Here is a 15,544-nt window from a genome sequence, read left to right as displayed (position 1 = left end):
GGAATAACTAAGCTACAATTCAAGCAGAGTAAGCATTTCCCGCTCAGAGACTCCCCATGTTTGATAACCTGCAAACCCAAATTTACCAACTAGAACAATTTGCCAATAACCTCGTTTCTAACCAACTGACACACCTTAGCGGGGTAAGCGTTGGCATCATCTTTGTCGCTGGCTTGCTTACCAGTCTCACACCCTGTATGCTTTCGATGCTGCCAATTACCATTGGTTACATTGGTGGTTATGAAGCTAAAAGCCGCTTGCAAGCAGCTGCCCAATCAACTTGGTTTGCTTTAGGTTTAGCAACTACACTAGCAGGGCTAGGCATCATAGCAGGTTTAGTTGGAAAAGTCTACGGTCAAGTGGGAATTGGTTTGCCAATTATCGTCAGCATTATCGCCATTCTCATGGGGCTGAACTTATTAGAAGCACTGCCTCTACAATTTCCATCCTTGAATGAAACCAATTGGATTTCGCCAGATTTGCCAGCAGGATTGCGTTCTTATTTGCTGGGGCTGACTTTCGGTTTAGTCGCATCCCCTTGTAGCACGCCTGTTTTAGCGAGCTTGTTAAGTTGGATTGCTAGTACACAAGACTTAATTTTAGGCGCTGTTTTGCTACTTTCTTATACAGCCGGTTATGTAGCACCGTTGATTTTGGCGGGTACTTTTACAGCTTCAATTAAAAAATTACTAGAATTGCGTCGCTGGTCTGGCTGGATTAACCCAGTTAGTGGGGCACTATTGGTAGGATTCGGTGTATTTTCCTTAATTTCTCGGATTCCCCTTGGCAGTTTTTAATATCAATACGTTGTATTAGATTTTACAGCTAATGACTTTAGAAGATTCAGCGTCCAAAGAAATAAAATGGTGGGCATTACCTGGGCAGTTCTTACGCCAAGAGCTTTTGCCCGTACTGACTAACTTAAAATTAGCGATCGCACTACTGCTATTGATTGCCATCTTTAGCTCTACTGGTACTGTTATTGAGCAAGGTCAGTCACCCGCATTTTACCAAGCCAATTACCCAGAACATCCAGCTTTATTTGGTTTCTTAACTTGGAAAGTAATTCAAGTAGTTGGATTAGACCACGTATATCGTACCTGGTGGTTTCTGGCATTACTGATCTTATTTGGCACTAGCTTAACTGCTTGTTCATTTACCCGTCAGTTACCAGCCTTAAAAGCTGCCCAGCGCTGGAAATATTACGAAGAACCACGACAATTTCAAAAATTAGCTTTAAGTGCAGAACTAGATACTGCTTCCCTGAATTCCCTCAGCGAAATCTTACAAAAACACCGCTATAAAATTTTTCCAAATCAAGAAAAAACAAATCTTCTTTATGCCCGCAAAGGAATAGTCGGACGTATCGGCCCAATTATTGTTCATATTGGCATCGTTGCTATTTTGCTAGGGGGAATTTGGGGGGCGATGACTGGGTTTTTGGCTCAGGAAATGGTTGCTAGTGGCGATACATTTCAAGTGACAAATATTGTCGATGCTGGGCCTTTAGCCGCAGCGCAAGTCCCGAAAGATTGGTCTGTGCGCGTCAATCGTTTTTGGATTGACTACACTCCATCTGGCGGCATCGATCAATTTTATTCCGATATGTCTGTCTTGAATAATCAGGGAGAGGAAGTTGACCATAAAAAGATTTTTGTCAACGAGCCTCTGCGCTATCATGGTGTAACTTTCTATCAAACTGATTGGGGAATTGCAGGTGTTCGCGTCCAATTTAACAACAGCCCGATTTTTCAGTTGCCGATGGCGCAATTGAACACCAACGGTAACGGGCGGATTTGGGGAACCTGGGTTCCGACTAAACCGGATTTGAGTGAAGGTGTCTCTTTATTAGCGAAAGACTTGCAAGGGATGGTATTAATTTATGATGCCACTGGCAAACTTGTTGATACAGTTCGTGCGGGGATGTTCACCGAAGTTAATGGCGTGAAGCTGAAAATTCTAGATGTAATTGGTAGCACCGGCTTGCAAATTAAAGCCGATCCAGGCATCCCAATTGTTTACACAGGGTTTGGCTTACTCATGCTGGGTGTGGTGATGAGTTACTTTTCACACTCGCAAATTTGGGCATTGCAAAAAGGCGATCGCTTATATATTGGTGGCAAAACTAATCGCGCCCAAGTTGCTTTTGAACAAGAAGTTTTAGAGATTTTAGATCGGCTGAGTTCACAGCCAAAAAGTGAAGATAAAGAGGCAGTGATTGAAGTTTAAACACAAAAAGGCGCATTCGCATTAGCGTTCACGCAGCGTCTCGCAGAGAAGGAAATCGCAGAGGAACGCAGACGCAGAAGATTACTTTGCGTACCTTTGCGTTAACCTCCGCGTCCCTTTGCGTTTCAAAATTATTTACAACTAATTACACCCACACGCCTACAAACATTGAAATTACTAGAGGTATTTATTAAACATTGGAACAAAAAATTTCTATATCTGCCAAACTTCAATCTCAGGGACGGGTTTGCCTTCTACCTTTAATCGCTATCTTGTTGAGTATTACTTCTTGCGCTGCCGAGCAAAAAAACATCAAGCGTGTTTCCCTTGTTGGTACTGGGGCAAGTTTTCCCGCACCTTTGTACGAGCGTTGGCTTTCAGATTACAACCAGCAAAATCCCAATATAGAAATTAACTATCAAGCTATCGGAAGCAGTGCTGGAGTGCAACAGCTCATCGACGGTACTGTGGATTTTGCAGCTAGTGATGTGGGAATTACAAGGGAACAAGTAGCCAAGATAAAACGGGGAGTCATTGCTTTGCCAATAACTGCCGGTTCTATTGTGTTAGCTTATAACCTGACACCATCTATAGGGCAGTCGCCTCAAGTAAATGTGCTACCCACTCTCAGGCTACCACGCCAAGTTTACGTAGATATCTTTCTCGGAAAAATTAAGAATTGGAATCATCCTAGAATAGGTGCAGCTAATCCAGGTGTAAGTTTGCCCGATTTACCAATTCAAGTTGTAAACCGAACTGATGGTAGTGGAACTACAAGCGTGTTCACGCAACACCTAAGCGCCATAAGTTCAGAATGGAAAAGCAAAGTTGGGGCTGGTAAATCTGTAGCATGGCGAATAGGAATTGGTGGAAAGGGTAACGAAGGTGTTACCGCCCTGATTCAACAGATACCAGGAGCTATTGGCTATGTAGAATACATTTACGCCAAACAAAATAAGCTTCCTGTGGCTGCTTTAGAAAATAAATCTGGTAATTATATTACGCCGACACCAGAATCTGTAGCACAAACTTTAGAAGCAGTAAAATTACCAGGTGATAATTTGATTGCTTTTATCACCGATCCTACAGGTACCCAGTCTTATCCCATTGTCACTTACAGCTGGCTTTTAACTTACCACCAATATCCAAATCGAGTCAAAGCTCAAGCACTGAAAAACTTTGTAAATTGGGCTGTGATTGACGGGCAAAAATCCAGTTTGGAACTTGGATATATTCCTTTATCAAAAAAAGTTGTGCTGCAAGTGCAATCTGCCGTCAAGAAAATTGCTGAATAAATATAGCAGTTCTCCTTTGGATGCAACATAGACTAAATGGTTGAAAAAGAGGCAAGGGAGCAGGGAGCAGGGGAGATAGTTCAGATATTGCGTTTAGTTATAAACTTTGTAAAGAATAAGAAATTTTTTAGCAACCCAATAATCATTGCAGTTTTATCATGAAATAGGAAACAGCTAATAACTTTATTCCTAGTTGAGTGAAGTTTAGTGCTGTTATTTGGTGGAGGGTGCAATGTCCGGTGATTTGGATTTTGCTCTTTAGAGTGCTTTGGCTAGGAATTGTGCACTTGCTCAATTAACTTCAGATAGCGGTTTTTCCAATATTTATAAGCTTCTAACTTAATGGAAGTAACTGCCAGACCCTGACCAAATAGTACTTTTTTGATTGATATTCCCATTATTATCTGGAGGCTATTGCTATGTTCAATGAACAAGCTTACTTGCTAGCATACCCTGATGTAGCGGCGGCTGTTAATGCTGGCTCTTTTACCTCAGGACTACAACACTATGAACAGGTTGGACAATTTGAGGAGAATCGCTTTGGCTTTTTTTTTGGAACCAACGGGAATGACACCATAACAGGCTTTGGTGAAGGTAACAAACTCATTGCTGGACTTGGTTTTGACGTTTTATCAAATGGAGCAACAGTTGCTGGAGTCGGTCAGATTGATACCCTAATTGGCACCCAAGGGAGAGATGTATTCCTCCTTGGCCATTCTAGTTTGTCTTCATTAAGCTCTACACCTCAACAATTTTACGTTGGTGGTGGTAATACAGATTATGCTTTAATCCAGGACTTTGAGCGACTCAGTGACATGATTGTGCTAGAAGGAGCACCACAGAACTACACTTCTCAAGTAGTAAATGGAAGTTTAAACATCTCTACATCATCGGGAGACTTAGTTGGGATTGTGGAGGGGATTACTTCTCTGATGCCTGTTTCGGGTGATTTGTTTGACCTGACAAAATACAAAATCCCATTGAATGCTGTTGGACCGTTTACTGTTTTTTTATAATGCCATCTACGACTTACTTTGCAACTAGATTGTCAGACTGTAAGAGTTTTTGAGTATTACAATGCCCTTCGCTCCTTCCAATACCGAAGCAAATCATGTCGGCATTAAAAACATGTTGAAAAACTATCCTGCAAGTATATATTGGCGATCGCCCATCAATCAAACAGACTTTTCCAAATCCTGTGACAAATTTACTGCTGTATCAAATGAAACTCAGGGCTTGGTGTGCTGGCATAGTAAATTTGTAGGGTTAGGAAGTTGCTTGATTATAGCAAGTGTGTTCATTGCTTCCTTAGAAGAGCGTGTTTTTGCTCAAATTACCCCGGATACCACCTTGCCTACTAACTCTAGCGTCACAACAAATGGAAACATCTTCAATATTACTGGAGGAACAAAAGCAGGAAGTAATTTGTTCCACAGCTTCTCTGAATTTTCTGTACCTTTTGGTGGCACTGCTAATTTTAATATAAATATTAATAATACTGGAGATATTCAAAATATCATCAGCCGAGTTACGGGTGGGTCAGTTTCTAATATTAATGGGTTAATTCGTGTTAAGACTCCCGCTAATTTGTTTTTGATAAATCCAAACGGGATTATTTTTGGATCGCGTGCGAGGCTGGATGTTAAAGGTTCTTTTGTTGCGACTACAGCAAATGCGATCGCTTTTGGCGATCGAGTGATTTTCAGCGCTACGAATCCAACTACTTCTCCACTGTTGACAATCAATCCTTCCGCTTTTCTATTCAATCAAATTCCTACTGCGCCAATTCAAAATAACTCAACTAACCTAAGTGTCAAAAATAATCTTAGTTTGCTGCTAGTTGGTGGCGATATAAACATGAATGGTGGCTCCCTGAAGGCTTCTGGTGGGCGAGTAGAATTAGGAGGTTTAGCGCAAGAAGGAATAGTTGGGCTAAATGTAAATGATAATAATCTGAGCTTAAATTTTCCGCCTGACCGATTACGAGCTTCATTATCGCTTACCAAGGGCGCTGAAGTGGATGTTGTATCTGATGGTGGTGGCAGTATTACCGTCAATGCCCAGAATATAGATATTTCGGAGGGAAGTAGCTTACGTGCTGGCATCAAGCCATTAACTACAGCCGCTAACGCGAAAGCTGGAGATATCACCCTCAGCGCCAAAGAAACAGTGACAGTCAAAGATAGCTCTATCTACAATGCCGTTTTTGGTTTAGGAGATGGTGGTTCCCTACGCGTAGATACAGGAAAATTGATTATTCAAGATGGAATAGTAGCGACTGCTACTACTTCTAGTGGTAGTGCTGGGGATCTGGTTGTGAACGCCTCGGACTCAATAGAACTAACTGGTAGTTCCTCATCAAACGGTGCAATTGACATCTTTCCGATTAATTTCTTCGGTTATTCTCCCAGTTTTACTGTTCCTATAGGCTTGTTTTCCGCCTCCATTGATACAACGCCTCTTCTTGCCCCGAATCTTCTTAGTAACGTTCCTCTTTTTTTCAGGAATTTTCTCATTTCTTCTCTACCTACTGCAAGTGGAAATGCCGGAAATATGACCATTGAAACTGGGCGGTTAATTGTCTCTAATGGGGCAGTAGTATCGGCAGGGAGTACTACCCTAGGGCGAGCCGGAAATTTATTCGTGAACGCAAAAGACTCTATAGAACTTAGTGGCACCTCAGCTAATGATGCTTCTCAAGGACTAGGACTGTTCACCATAGGCGGTAGAGTTCCCAGTGGATTGCGTAATGAAACTACAGGTTTGGGGCCAGGAGGCGACTTGACTATTGATACTGAAAGATTAATTGTCCGTGATGGGGCTTGGGTGACAGCAGGTACTGCTGGAGAGAAGCCAGGAGGAAAATTAACTGTGAATGCTTCAAAGTTAGTAGAAATAAAAGGCATCGGCAGAGACAATAATGTTCCTAGCGTCTTAGCTAGTGGAACACAGGGATCTGGAAAATCGGGCGGCATGGCTATTACTACTAAAAAGTTAATAGTCAGTGATGGGGGAATCATCTCATCGGGTACTTCTAGCTTGGGAAAAGGCGGAGATTTAACTATCAACGCCTCCGAATCTGTAGAACTCCTCGGCACCTCAAAGCAAGGAGTGTCCGCCGATGTCTTAGAGCAACTAATTGGAATTAGTGGAGGCTTAGTCTCTAACGTCGTAAAGGATCGTCCGTTTCCTAGTGGCATAATTACAGGGACTACAGGTCAAGGAAATGCTGGAAATTTGGTAATTAAGACTGGACAGTTGTTTATCCAAGATGGGGCACAAGCATCAGTTTCAACAACCAGTGTAGAGAAAGGGAATGCGGGTTCCTTGACTGTTAATGCCACTTCTATAAAACTGAGTGGAACTTCACTTGAAGGCTCCAACCTCAACGATGTTGTGGGTCGGAGCCTGTTAACGACTGCTACCAGCAAAGACTCAACAGGAAAAGGCGGCGATATTAATTTATACACCAATTCCTTAGAAATCATCGATGGTGCTGCACTGACAGCTAGTACTTCAGGGCAAGGAGATGCAGGTAAAATAACTGTCAATGCTACTGATAAAGTAATAATTAGTGGTAGTGATTTTAATTATGATGACCTAGTTAATAACTTTAGCGATCGGGTAGAAAATATCGGCGTTAGCAGTGGCTTATTTGTCAGTTCTACTGGTTTAGGAACCGCAGGCGACATCGAAATCAACTCACCTAAAATTATTTTAGACAACCAAGGTAAACTCAACGCCGAATCTGCATCCGGTAACGGCGGTAACATCAACATCAATAGCGACTTACTTTTACTCCGTCGCAACAGTCAAATCTCCACCAACGCAGGTACAGACAAATTAAGTGGCAATGGCGGTAACATCATTATTAATAACCTCCCAAATTACCGAGGCTTTATCGTTGCAGTTCCCAACGAAAATAGCGATATCACTGCCAACGCCTTTGAGGGTAGCGGCGGGAAAGTTATTATCAACTCTGCTGGCATCTTTGGGCTACAGCCGCGCAGTCGGCAAGAGCTCGAGCAGCAGTTGCAAACAACCGACCCGAACAAGCTAAATCCTAGTCAGTTGCTAACAAGTGACATCACTGCAATCTCCCAAAGCAAGCCTTCCTTAAATGGTGAGATAAATCTCAACACACCTGATACTGACCCTAGTCGCGGCTTAATTCAACTACCCTCTAACCTCGTCGATGCATCCCAACAAATCGCTCAAGGCTGCACTCCCAGAGGACGACAAACCGCCAGTCGTTTTATTGCCACAGGACGCGGTGGATTACCCCTTAGCCCCAACGAGCCTCTGCGGGGACGAGCAGTAATTACTGGTTGGGTAGATTTGCCCCCACAAGCAACACAGAGAGTCACGGATAAATTATCTACATCTGTTACTAAATCTACTAATCAGATTGTGGAGGCTCAAGGATGGATTGTTGATGGTAAAGGTGATGTTATTCTTGTGGCTCAATATGCCCAAAGTTCTTCTATTCCCTCTGCTATGTCCTGTAGTCGATGATTCATTATCCCAAGAGTAGGGGGAACAATTCCTATGAAACCCAAGAGTCATAAAAGTAACAAGTGGCTAAGAATGTGTAACGGATGCTTTGAACCCACATTCCGCACCCCAACTGTCACACAACATCAACAAAATGTAAATAAAATAGTACAAGAAAACTAATAAGAACGAATATTTAAATTGAAGCTAAGGGAGAAAAAGGAGATTACAGTACAAAACGTGTAAAATTTAACTCTAATCGCTTTAGTTAACTTGACGTTACATACTTGTAAATTTTGCCGCCCACTTACTTATATATATCCTGTCCAGTTAATCAACCTTCCTTCAAAAATATTTCTAGTCAGGATTTCAGTCCTGATTTTGTATCACGTAGCGTCTTGTAAAAAGGACTAAAGTCCTCTCTAAAAGCCAAAGGTTTCATTATGGGTACTTGTGATGACGCACTTCAATCACAGTATGTACATTGCCGCGAGGCGTAAAATCTGCTTTCACAATGACTTCCAACGGATCGCAAGCAGCTACAAAATCATCTAAAATTTGATTGGCAGATTCTTCGTGGGAAATGTAGCGATCGCGGTAACTATTAATATAAAGTTTGAGTGCCTTTAATTCCACTACCCGTTCATCAGGCACATAGCTAACATAAATTGTCGCAAAGTCAGGATAGCCGGAAAATGGACATTTACAAGTAAATTCCGGCAAAGTAATGTTAATGTCATATCGCCTACCCACACGCGGATTGGGAAAAGTAATTAGTTTACCTTCGGCAATGTCGCGTTCGCCATACTTCATTTCTTGGTTTGTCATTTGTCATTTGTCATTTGTCATTTGTCATTAGTTATTCTACTTATCTTTACGTCCTTTTAGTAATTTTGTAGCTTGTTAACTCCTAACTCCAAACTCCTAACTCCCTCTCAATACTCTTCCTTCTCCCAGTCTGGACAATTTTCATCTTCACAACCGTGGGGATGCATAGCACAAACTAATAAATTACCACCATAAACTTGACCGTGGTAATGACTACAACCAATACAGGCAGGATTTTTTTCAGATGTAGGTTCAACTGAATAAGGAAAACCCGGATCTACATCTGCTACCATGTCTTCCAGTTCCCAGTAAGCTTCTAACATCGGTTCAGCCAAATCCTGTAGATACTGATCGACTTCAGTAACAATATTATTATGTACTTGCTCGCTGACTTCTTCCGTTAGCTCAAAAAATGCGTCTACCACTTCACTCATTCCCAGGAAGAAGCGCTCTACTTCATCAGCTACTGTTTCGACGATTTCTACTAAATCTTTTTGCCACTGTTCCATAAACTTGACACCTTTGCAGGCTATAAACAGGACGCTTTGTGCTATCTGGCTTGACGCACTAAAATACACACTAGGCAATGTATCTTATCAAGTTTTTATCCAAAGTGTCATGTCAAAATGCCACTTATTAGTTATATTTATTGCGCTCAAAGAATGAATGCTTTTTATCGATCGCGTTGCAATCGTTTTAACTCATCTTGCAGTTTTAGCACTTCATCGCGCAATTTATCTACATTCTCATCATTTGACGCCTCTTTGACCGTTGGCTCTTCATCTTCCTCTAAAATTTCAATGCGGCGAGGTTGAGAAGGGGGCGTTTCTGGTGAGGTTTCAACAGATGGTTGGGCTTGTTGGGCTTGCTTCATCATGTCCTCAACGAAGCGGCGGGCTTCTTCTGTGTTCATTTCGCCCTTTGCCACCATTTCATCTGCCAGTTTTTGGACTTGCGATCGCACTTCGGCTAATTTTCCCCCTGCTTTCTCACCTGCGTAAGAAGCTAATCCAACACCGAGGTAAAAAGCTTTTTGAACAATATCTCCAAAACCAGGCATGGTTGCTGACCGCTCCTAAAAATAGGGCGACCCGGAGACTACGCCTACCACAAGCCTCCCGTGTTGCTGCTACCTTCCGGTTCTGACAAGATTTGGGTGTTGCGATCGCATAGATCCAGGTCTTATATAAACATAACATGAAAATTCAGTAAGTGTGTGTCATTCCATAACAATTCGCCATTCATAAAGCTGATAGTTGACGCAACCGTGTTTTACCAAGGGGTCATCAGCTACAATCGCTTCTGCTTCCTCCTTTGAGGCTGCCTCAAACAGTAACATTCCGCCTCTTTGCTCTACCCAATAGCCTGTTCGCGCTTTGTGTCCTTTAGTAATTAGTTCCCGAATGTAGGCTTTGTGAGCAGGTACATATTGGTCAAAGGTAGGTTTATCGACTTTCCCTTCTTCAATTTTTACAAACCACGGCATTGGCTTCTTAACTCCAGTTACAACAAACATCCTGTCTTAGTTATGACTGTTTTTGAGTAGCATTTGAGCAGTATTTTGATCAAAAATCTGGGCACTCGGACTCGACTACGCTTGGGTGGCAGTAGAAACGTAAAACTGTCTCGACGGTATCCCCAATCCATAGTGCTACCTTGTCCGGTGATATTCCGTTGCTAATCGCCCAGGTTGCAAAAGTGTGGCGGGTAGCGTAGGGCTTCAAATAAGGGACTAGCCCCTGTGTCGCTAATTCCTGGACTACGCCCATGTAGCGGTAGGTCTTTTTGCTCTGTTGCTTGGTACTATATCCAGTCCAGGCTGGCTTAAACAGATCGGAGGTCATGGGCAGCCCTGACTTGGAAAGAAAAATCAGAGATGACCTTTTCTCTGCTCGAAGGCTTAGTAAAAGCTGTTGAAGCTTTGAACCTTCTACGGTCGGGAATATTCGCTTTCGATTATTTTTGGTAGTTTTTAAAATTTTGTACTTGTTGCATGATTTTGTAATGCTTATTTTGCAGCAATCGGCAGAAACGTCATCCCAGCATAGTGCAAATGCTTCTCCTGGACGGCATCCAGTCCAAAAGAGGAATTTTACGATTGCGCTGTAGTGGGAATACAAATTGTGATTTTCAAAAGCTTCTATGATGGTATCCCTTTGTTGCAGGCTAAACGCCCTGAAATCGTTCTCCTCAACTTTTGTCCGACGTTTGTTCAACGTCAATTTTTCAAACGGGTTGTCATGAATCAGCCGCGAGTCAATTGACCAACGACAGCAATTATTGAAATAGTCGAGAATTAGCCGAGCCGTAAAGTTCCCGACATTTTTTACCAACCAATCACGAATACTCGAAGCCTCGTCCAGAGACAAAGTAGGTAGCCTATTACAGTAATTCTTGATGTATACGTATCGCCCTAAAATCGTTGTTTGCTCAAGCTGTGTCTCCTGAAAGTCAGTAAACTTATGCCACAGTTCTAAAATATTGTATTGATATTTTGGTTTAGCCTCTTCAGTAACTTGAAACTTGTTGTCTCTTCCTCCCGGACTGAATTCATAGCTGACAAGTGTTGAGTCAAAGCGTTCGAGCGCAATGTCATTTGCGATCGCGTCTCTCTTGCTTCTCACTATCTCCCGGTTTCGTTTTGTGTCCTTAAGTCCGGTCGAGAGATAGAATTGACGAGAGAAACCGGAAACTCGAAAGCGAAGCGATAGCTTTTTTGTTCGCGGATCGACGTTGATCCATTTGTCTTCATTCTTCAGTTCCAACGACACAGAAATCGCCCTCCTCATCACGGTCAAGTTGCACGTAAATGGTGCGGAGGTCAGGCGCTACGTTCTTGTCAACCTCTTCCTCCTCGTCACCAGAACTAACAGCCACCCACGCTTTAACCGTTACAGAATATTCCCCGGTTTCGTCGTTGCGATCATCAACTTCGCTGCTTTCAATTTCGCAAGAAACAACTTCCCACCATGAGTAATGGTCAGCGTCACTAGGTGGGCATTCACCGCAGACAACATCTCCGTCTAAATCGTCGCTGCGATAGTCCGTCTCCTCCCAGGCATAACTGCGATCGCCAACGCGGTAAACTTGCTCGGTTACGTAATCTTCAGCTAGTGAAACAAGCCTTTTATCTAATTCGCTCATAGCGATCCTCTCCCGTTGCACAGGGTACAGGAGTAATTTGTACCGCCAAAGTTAAGCACCCCTTTACCGTGGCACTTGGAACACAGTTCGATTTCGTCATAATCTGGATCGTCAGCATCCAGTGCCCAGGTGTGACCGCAATCAAGGCACTCCCAATAACCATAATTTTCTTGGTATCGCAGCGTCGTGCAATCGCATCGAGGACAAGTTGTTTGAGTCATTGCAGATTTAAAAATTGTTTCGATTTTTTTTAACTTTTTTCAACCCCAGAAATTTTGTCTACAATCGCTAAAATCCCCTCTGGAGGCTATTTTTAGCGTCTACAGCCGAATTTTTGGGGCTAAAAAATTGTAGACGGTGTAGACGCTCTCTTGAGTGTTTATCGAGGATGTGGTCAGCGATCACACTTCCACTCAACCACTGCCTATTTAATCGGTAAATCGCTTGTAAAGCTTTGCCTACAGCCTGTAGACGGACTGTAGACGGACTGTAGGCAAGCAGTAGGCATTACTTTGACCACCTCCAGCCGAGGCGATCGCCATTTCCTTCCACTTCCCCCAAACCCCTATCAGCCATAGAAACAAAGAAAATCCTTATCTCGTCTGGCTGCATACCGTCGAATAGCCGAGTAGCGCGACTGAGTGCAGCAGCCTTTAAAACCTCACCTGGGTGCTGTTGACCCCAGTCGAGGATGAATTGCTCAAACTCATTCATGACTGAGGGTTGAGATTGTACCTCATCATCTCCCCTGCTGGAGGTTTCCGCAGGTGCTAGAGCAGTTGTCCCCCAGTTGCTCAGGTCAAGCTCACAGGGGCAGTCATCAACCATAAACCGCCTTTTACCACCTGCCTTTAGCCACTGCTCTAACTGAGGATCTTTTAGTTTAGTCCTGGCGTAGTCGCGGCCAAATTGACCCAACCGCACCAACACAAAGCAGCTGTAGAGGGTGTCTTTGTCACCTTCCAAACCAAAATTCTCAGCTGTATCATTTTGGGCCAAAGCACAAATGAACTGCTGGTATCTTCTCCCCCGTTTGGCGTGGCGTTTGATCCACGGTCTGGCATTGTCGCATTCGTCTACCAAAATGGGGAATTCTTCAGCGATCATGAACCGTTCCCGACCAGCGATCGCGTTATCTCCTCCTTCACCCCTAAGCTGAACTAGGTCTTCGAGAATTTCTAAGTCTTTACCCATTGCGGTGTCGATGGCTTTGAAATTTCCTTTTCTGCCAATGACATCAGCTTGATCGATCCATGACCAATCATCTGGTTTAGCGTCACTGTCGTAGACAATGACCCTACCACCGATTTTGGAGGATAGGAACTGGGTAAAGGTTGACTTCCCGTCACCCGTGCCACCTACTAAAGCAACGTGTTTCTGCTTTTTCTGGATGTACTCAACCGGATCGGTGATTAAGTTCTCTGGTTGCCAGTTGGCATCAATAGTACCAACCGTCAGCGCTAACTGTGCTGTTGGTTGAGTGTTGTTCCTCGCCCAGGCTTGGAAGTTGAGCCGCGATGCTCGGTCGATATCGCCTAGAGACTCTTGTAACAGTTTGGCTGTTTGGCGATGTCTGCGCCCAACTTCTAGGCTACCAACGGAGGCCGCTAGTATCCAAGGCTTAGACTCTGGCTTTTGAGTTGCCCCCAGGAACAACAAGCCACAGCTGACAGCTAGACTACCCCAAAACGACCATTTGGCACAGGCGTACATCTGCAAGTGTTGATGTAGCTGGGATGGGTGCAAATCACTGCTCATATCCCTAGTAGAACCCCCACAGCAATTAAACCCACACGTAGCAGCAGAATATCCTTGACCTCTGGCACGGCTTGCCGCAAGTAAAGGACAACAATTCCAGCGATCGCTAACACTCCCAACACCCCCAGGCGGATAAATCCAGGAAAGGGAATACTCACCCAACAGCTACTCAATAAAGCCGGAATCGCCACCGTAGAAGTAAGGCTATAAACCAAGTCTGGCAGATTGTCTGGGAGCGCGATCGCGTCCCTCCACCCCTTTTTAAATTCCTCCAGTTTGGATAATTGGGGACTGGGGACTGGGGAATAGTGACCGCTGCTGCTCGGAACCTCTACAACTATTTTTTGCTCATCTGCCATACTGCACCTCGATTTTGAGGTAGAAAGGGCGATTACTTTCCTGCTTGCACAGTGCCGCGATCGCAATTAAGAGAGCTGCTATGGTGCAAAAAAGAATGATTGCTTGACTCACTCCCGCCCCCCTAGCAATTTGTCGGCGGCATCCAATACAGTCTGCTGCTGATCGAGTGTTAGGTTGTCATTGCCGTTGCAGTCGATGACCTCCATGTGCGTTCCGGCACGGTAGAGGCAGTTGTTTTTCTCAGCAATACTGTCTGTGGACTTCGCTCGGTCAACATAACGCTGGACGTAGGATTTGTTGATGTCTTCTGTCATAATCTTGGTAACGTGTTGTTTTCTCTGTAAAACACCGCCCTTCTCCTGGGCGATCGCGTATCTGTGCGGATGGCGATCGCCTTTAAAAATCGGCTTTGCTGGCAGTAGTGCTGTTAAAAAGGGTTACAAGCCATATCTGCCAAGTTTTTCGCCTTGTTGGGCTAACTTCGATCGGTTGACGAGTATCAAGGCAAATTGCCCGACCATCATTAAGCTTGACGTAAAGGCTTTTCCCGGTTTTTGACCGAGAAAACAGTTGACCGGGTTCTAAAGTCCCAAAGCCTACCTGAGTTCTACCTACGACGTATTCAGCTTGGTGAGGATCGAACCCATCTGAGAGTGGATCGTCTGCCATTTCTTTCCACTCTCGCGGTCTGCCTTTGCGATCGCTCTTGTTGTTGGTCGATTTACCGTTAGTAATGGCTCGATCTGTTATCTGTTGGTCGGTCATAGTGGGTCACGAGTGCCTCATTAGTTAATCGATAGTGGGTCATTAGTTGGTGATGTGTGCCTCACTAGTTGGTCGATAGTGCGTTAATAGTCGCTCAATAAACTGGGTTGCTTTTGCTTGTCAATCGCTTGCATAGCAATAATTTGAGCGTTTGCTGGCTCGACCGCAGTCGGTATAATTCCATCAATTAAACAGTTTGCGATCGCTGTCGCCAGTTCAATAAGGTCGTGTTCGTCCATGCAACCGCACCAGTCGATAACTTGTTTGGGGATATCCACAAAACCCCATGACTTCCACTGATAGCCAACAGAGGTGTCTTCCCTGAGTGAGAGGAAAATTAGGCTGTTTAGCCCGATGGCTTGAGTGCGGTTAAAGTTCTGCTCGATGTAGGTGATTATTTCTGTTACATTCATTTCGTCCACTCTTTTAACGCTATTAGCCAATCGACTTGAGGATATCCAGGGCACTTTGCTCTGGATTTTTAATTGCACTGCTAACCCTGCGACGCTACGACTTATGGGTGAATACAGTTTTCGTTAATACATTCAGCATGGATGAAGGCTACGTACCCAACTGCTAACCCCGCGACGCTACGACTTATGGGTGAATGCAGTTGTCTGTTGTCCGTTGTCACTTTCCCCTAGCAGGTCTTTGGTCTTTGCTCAGTGCTG

Annotated in this window: 18 protein-coding genes and 1 other RNA gene; 5 read left to right on the top strand and 14 right to left on the bottom strand. The window is 44.0% G+C overall.

The genetic code is table 11. From position 1 onward, the window contains the following. Positions 1 to 56: 56 nt before the first annotated feature. The 5 genes from RM049_RS07840 (at position 57) to RM049_RS07820 (ending at position 8,039) form a co-directional block, all read left to right on the top strand. Positions 57 to 797, top strand: coding sequence for a cytochrome c biogenesis protein CcdA (locus RM049_RS07840; protein ID WP_322703779.1), 741 nt, complete (start codon positions 57 to 59; stop codon positions 795 to 797). 31 nt (positions 798 to 828) lie between these two features. Then, positions 829 to 2,229 (top strand): cytochrome c biogenesis protein, encoded by a 1,401-nt coding sequence (locus RM049_RS07835; RefSeq protein WP_322703778.1) that lies wholly within the window; start codon positions 829 to 831, stop codon positions 2,227 to 2,229. Between the two features lie 197 nt (positions 2,230 to 2,426). Further along, positions 2,427 to 3,524 (top strand): phosphate ABC transporter substrate-binding protein PstS, encoded by a 1,098-nt coding sequence (gene pstS / locus RM049_RS07830; protein ID WP_322703777.1) that lies wholly within the window; start codon positions 2,427 to 2,429, stop codon positions 3,522 to 3,524. Positions 3,525 to 3,943: 419 nt separating this feature from the next. Then, complete coding sequence (locus tag RM049_RS07825) at positions 3,944 to 4,540, top strand: hypothetical protein (protein ID WP_322703776.1); 597 nt, start codon at positions 3,944 to 3,946, stop codon at positions 4,538 to 4,540. A gap of 61 nt (positions 4,541 to 4,601) precedes the next feature. After that, positions 4,602 to 8,039, top strand: coding sequence for a filamentous hemagglutinin N-terminal domain-containing protein (locus RM049_RS07820; RefSeq protein WP_322703775.1), 3,438 nt, complete (start codon positions 4,602 to 4,604; stop codon positions 8,037 to 8,039). A gap of 420 nt (positions 8,040 to 8,459) precedes the next feature. On the opposite strand, the gene queF is transcribed toward RM049_RS07820, so the two are convergent. The 14 genes from queF to RM049_RS07750 form a co-directional block, all read right to left on the bottom strand. Further along, a complete protein-coding gene (queF, locus tag RM049_RS07815; RefSeq protein ID WP_322674279.1) occupies positions 8,460 to 8,846 on the bottom strand; it encodes a preQ(1) synthase in 387 nt (128 codons plus the stop codon). 107 nt (positions 8,847 to 8,953) lie between these two features. Continuing rightward, positions 8,954 to 9,355 carry a hypothetical protein gene (locus RM049_RS07810; RefSeq protein WP_194046692.1) on the bottom strand — a complete coding sequence of 134 codons (402 nt, stop codon included), beginning with the start codon at positions 9,353 to 9,355 and terminating at the stop codon, positions 8,954 to 8,956. A gap of 164 nt (positions 9,356 to 9,519) precedes the next feature. Then, the gene (locus tag RM049_RS07805) at positions 9,520 to 9,906 is read right to left on the bottom strand and encodes a phasin family protein (RefSeq protein WP_289795595.1); all 387 of its coding nucleotides are present in this window, start codon (positions 9,904 to 9,906) and stop codon (positions 9,520 to 9,522) included. Between the two features lie 25 nt (positions 9,907 to 9,931). Further along, positions 9,932 to 10,028, bottom strand: an RNA gene (gene ffs / locus RM049_RS07800) — signal recognition particle sRNA small type. A gap of 37 nt (positions 10,029 to 10,065) precedes the next feature. Beyond that, on the bottom strand, positions 10,066 to 10,332 hold the full coding sequence (locus RM049_RS07795; protein WP_289795594.1) for a YciI family protein: 267 nt from the start codon (positions 10,330 to 10,332) through the stop codon (positions 10,066 to 10,068). Positions 10,333 to 10,411: 79 nt separating this feature from the next. Then, positions 10,412 to 11,617, bottom strand: a complete 1,206-nt coding sequence (locus tag RM049_RS07790; RefSeq protein WP_322703774.1) for a tyrosine-type recombinase/integrase — start codon at positions 11,615 to 11,617, stop codon at positions 10,412 to 10,414. Beyond that, positions 11,595 to 12,011 carry a hypothetical protein gene (locus RM049_RS07785; RefSeq protein WP_322703773.1) on the bottom strand — a complete coding sequence of 139 codons (417 nt, stop codon included), beginning with the start codon at positions 12,009 to 12,011 and terminating at the stop codon, positions 11,595 to 11,597. Before RM049_RS07785 ends, RM049_RS07790 begins: the two co-directional genes overlap by 23 nt. Next, complete coding sequence (locus RM049_RS07780) at positions 11,987 to 12,211, bottom strand: hypothetical protein (RefSeq protein ID WP_322703772.1); 225 nt, start codon at positions 12,209 to 12,211, stop codon at positions 11,987 to 11,989. Before RM049_RS07780 ends, RM049_RS07785 begins: the two co-directional genes overlap by 25 nt. A 286-nt stretch (positions 12,212 to 12,497) precedes the next feature. Then, positions 12,498 to 13,748, bottom strand: coding sequence for a hypothetical protein (locus tag RM049_RS07775; RefSeq protein ID WP_322703771.1), 1,251 nt, complete (start codon positions 13,746 to 13,748; stop codon positions 12,498 to 12,500). Next, positions 13,745 to 14,107 carry a hypothetical protein gene (locus tag RM049_RS07770; RefSeq protein WP_322703770.1) on the bottom strand — a complete coding sequence of 121 codons (363 nt, stop codon included), beginning with the start codon at positions 14,105 to 14,107 and terminating at the stop codon, positions 13,745 to 13,747. The genes RM049_RS07775 and RM049_RS07770 overlap by 4 nt, the downstream gene beginning before the upstream one ends. Continuing rightward, complete coding sequence (locus tag RM049_RS07765; RefSeq protein WP_322703769.1) at positions 14,097 to 14,219, bottom strand: hypothetical protein; 123 nt, start codon at positions 14,217 to 14,219, stop codon at positions 14,097 to 14,099. Before RM049_RS07765 ends, RM049_RS07770 begins: the two co-directional genes overlap by 11 nt. Beyond that, positions 14,216 to 14,422: a hypothetical protein gene (locus RM049_RS07760; protein ID WP_322703768.1), complete on the bottom strand. Its 207-nt coding sequence runs from the start codon at positions 14,420 to 14,422 to the stop codon at positions 14,216 to 14,218. The genes RM049_RS07765 and RM049_RS07760 overlap by 4 nt, the downstream gene beginning before the upstream one ends. A gap of 82 nt (positions 14,423 to 14,504) precedes the next feature. Further along, positions 14,505 to 14,873, bottom strand: a complete 369-nt coding sequence (locus RM049_RS07755) for a hypothetical protein (protein WP_322703767.1) — start codon at positions 14,871 to 14,873, stop codon at positions 14,505 to 14,507. Positions 14,874 to 14,956: 83 nt separating this feature from the next. Next, positions 14,957 to 15,286, bottom strand: coding sequence for a hypothetical protein (locus RM049_RS07750; protein ID WP_322703766.1), 330 nt, complete (start codon positions 15,284 to 15,286; stop codon positions 14,957 to 14,959). Between the last annotated feature and the right edge of the window lie 258 nt (positions 15,287 to 15,544).

Source organism: Nostoc sp. DedQUE04, from assembly GCF_034530995.1.
In the GTDB taxonomy this organism is placed as follows: Bacteria; Cyanobacteriota; Cyanobacteriia; order Cyanobacteriales; family Nostocaceae; genus Nostoc.
The sequence above is the reverse complement of the archived record's forward strand: the minus strand, read 5'-3'. Positions and strand labels throughout refer to the sequence as shown.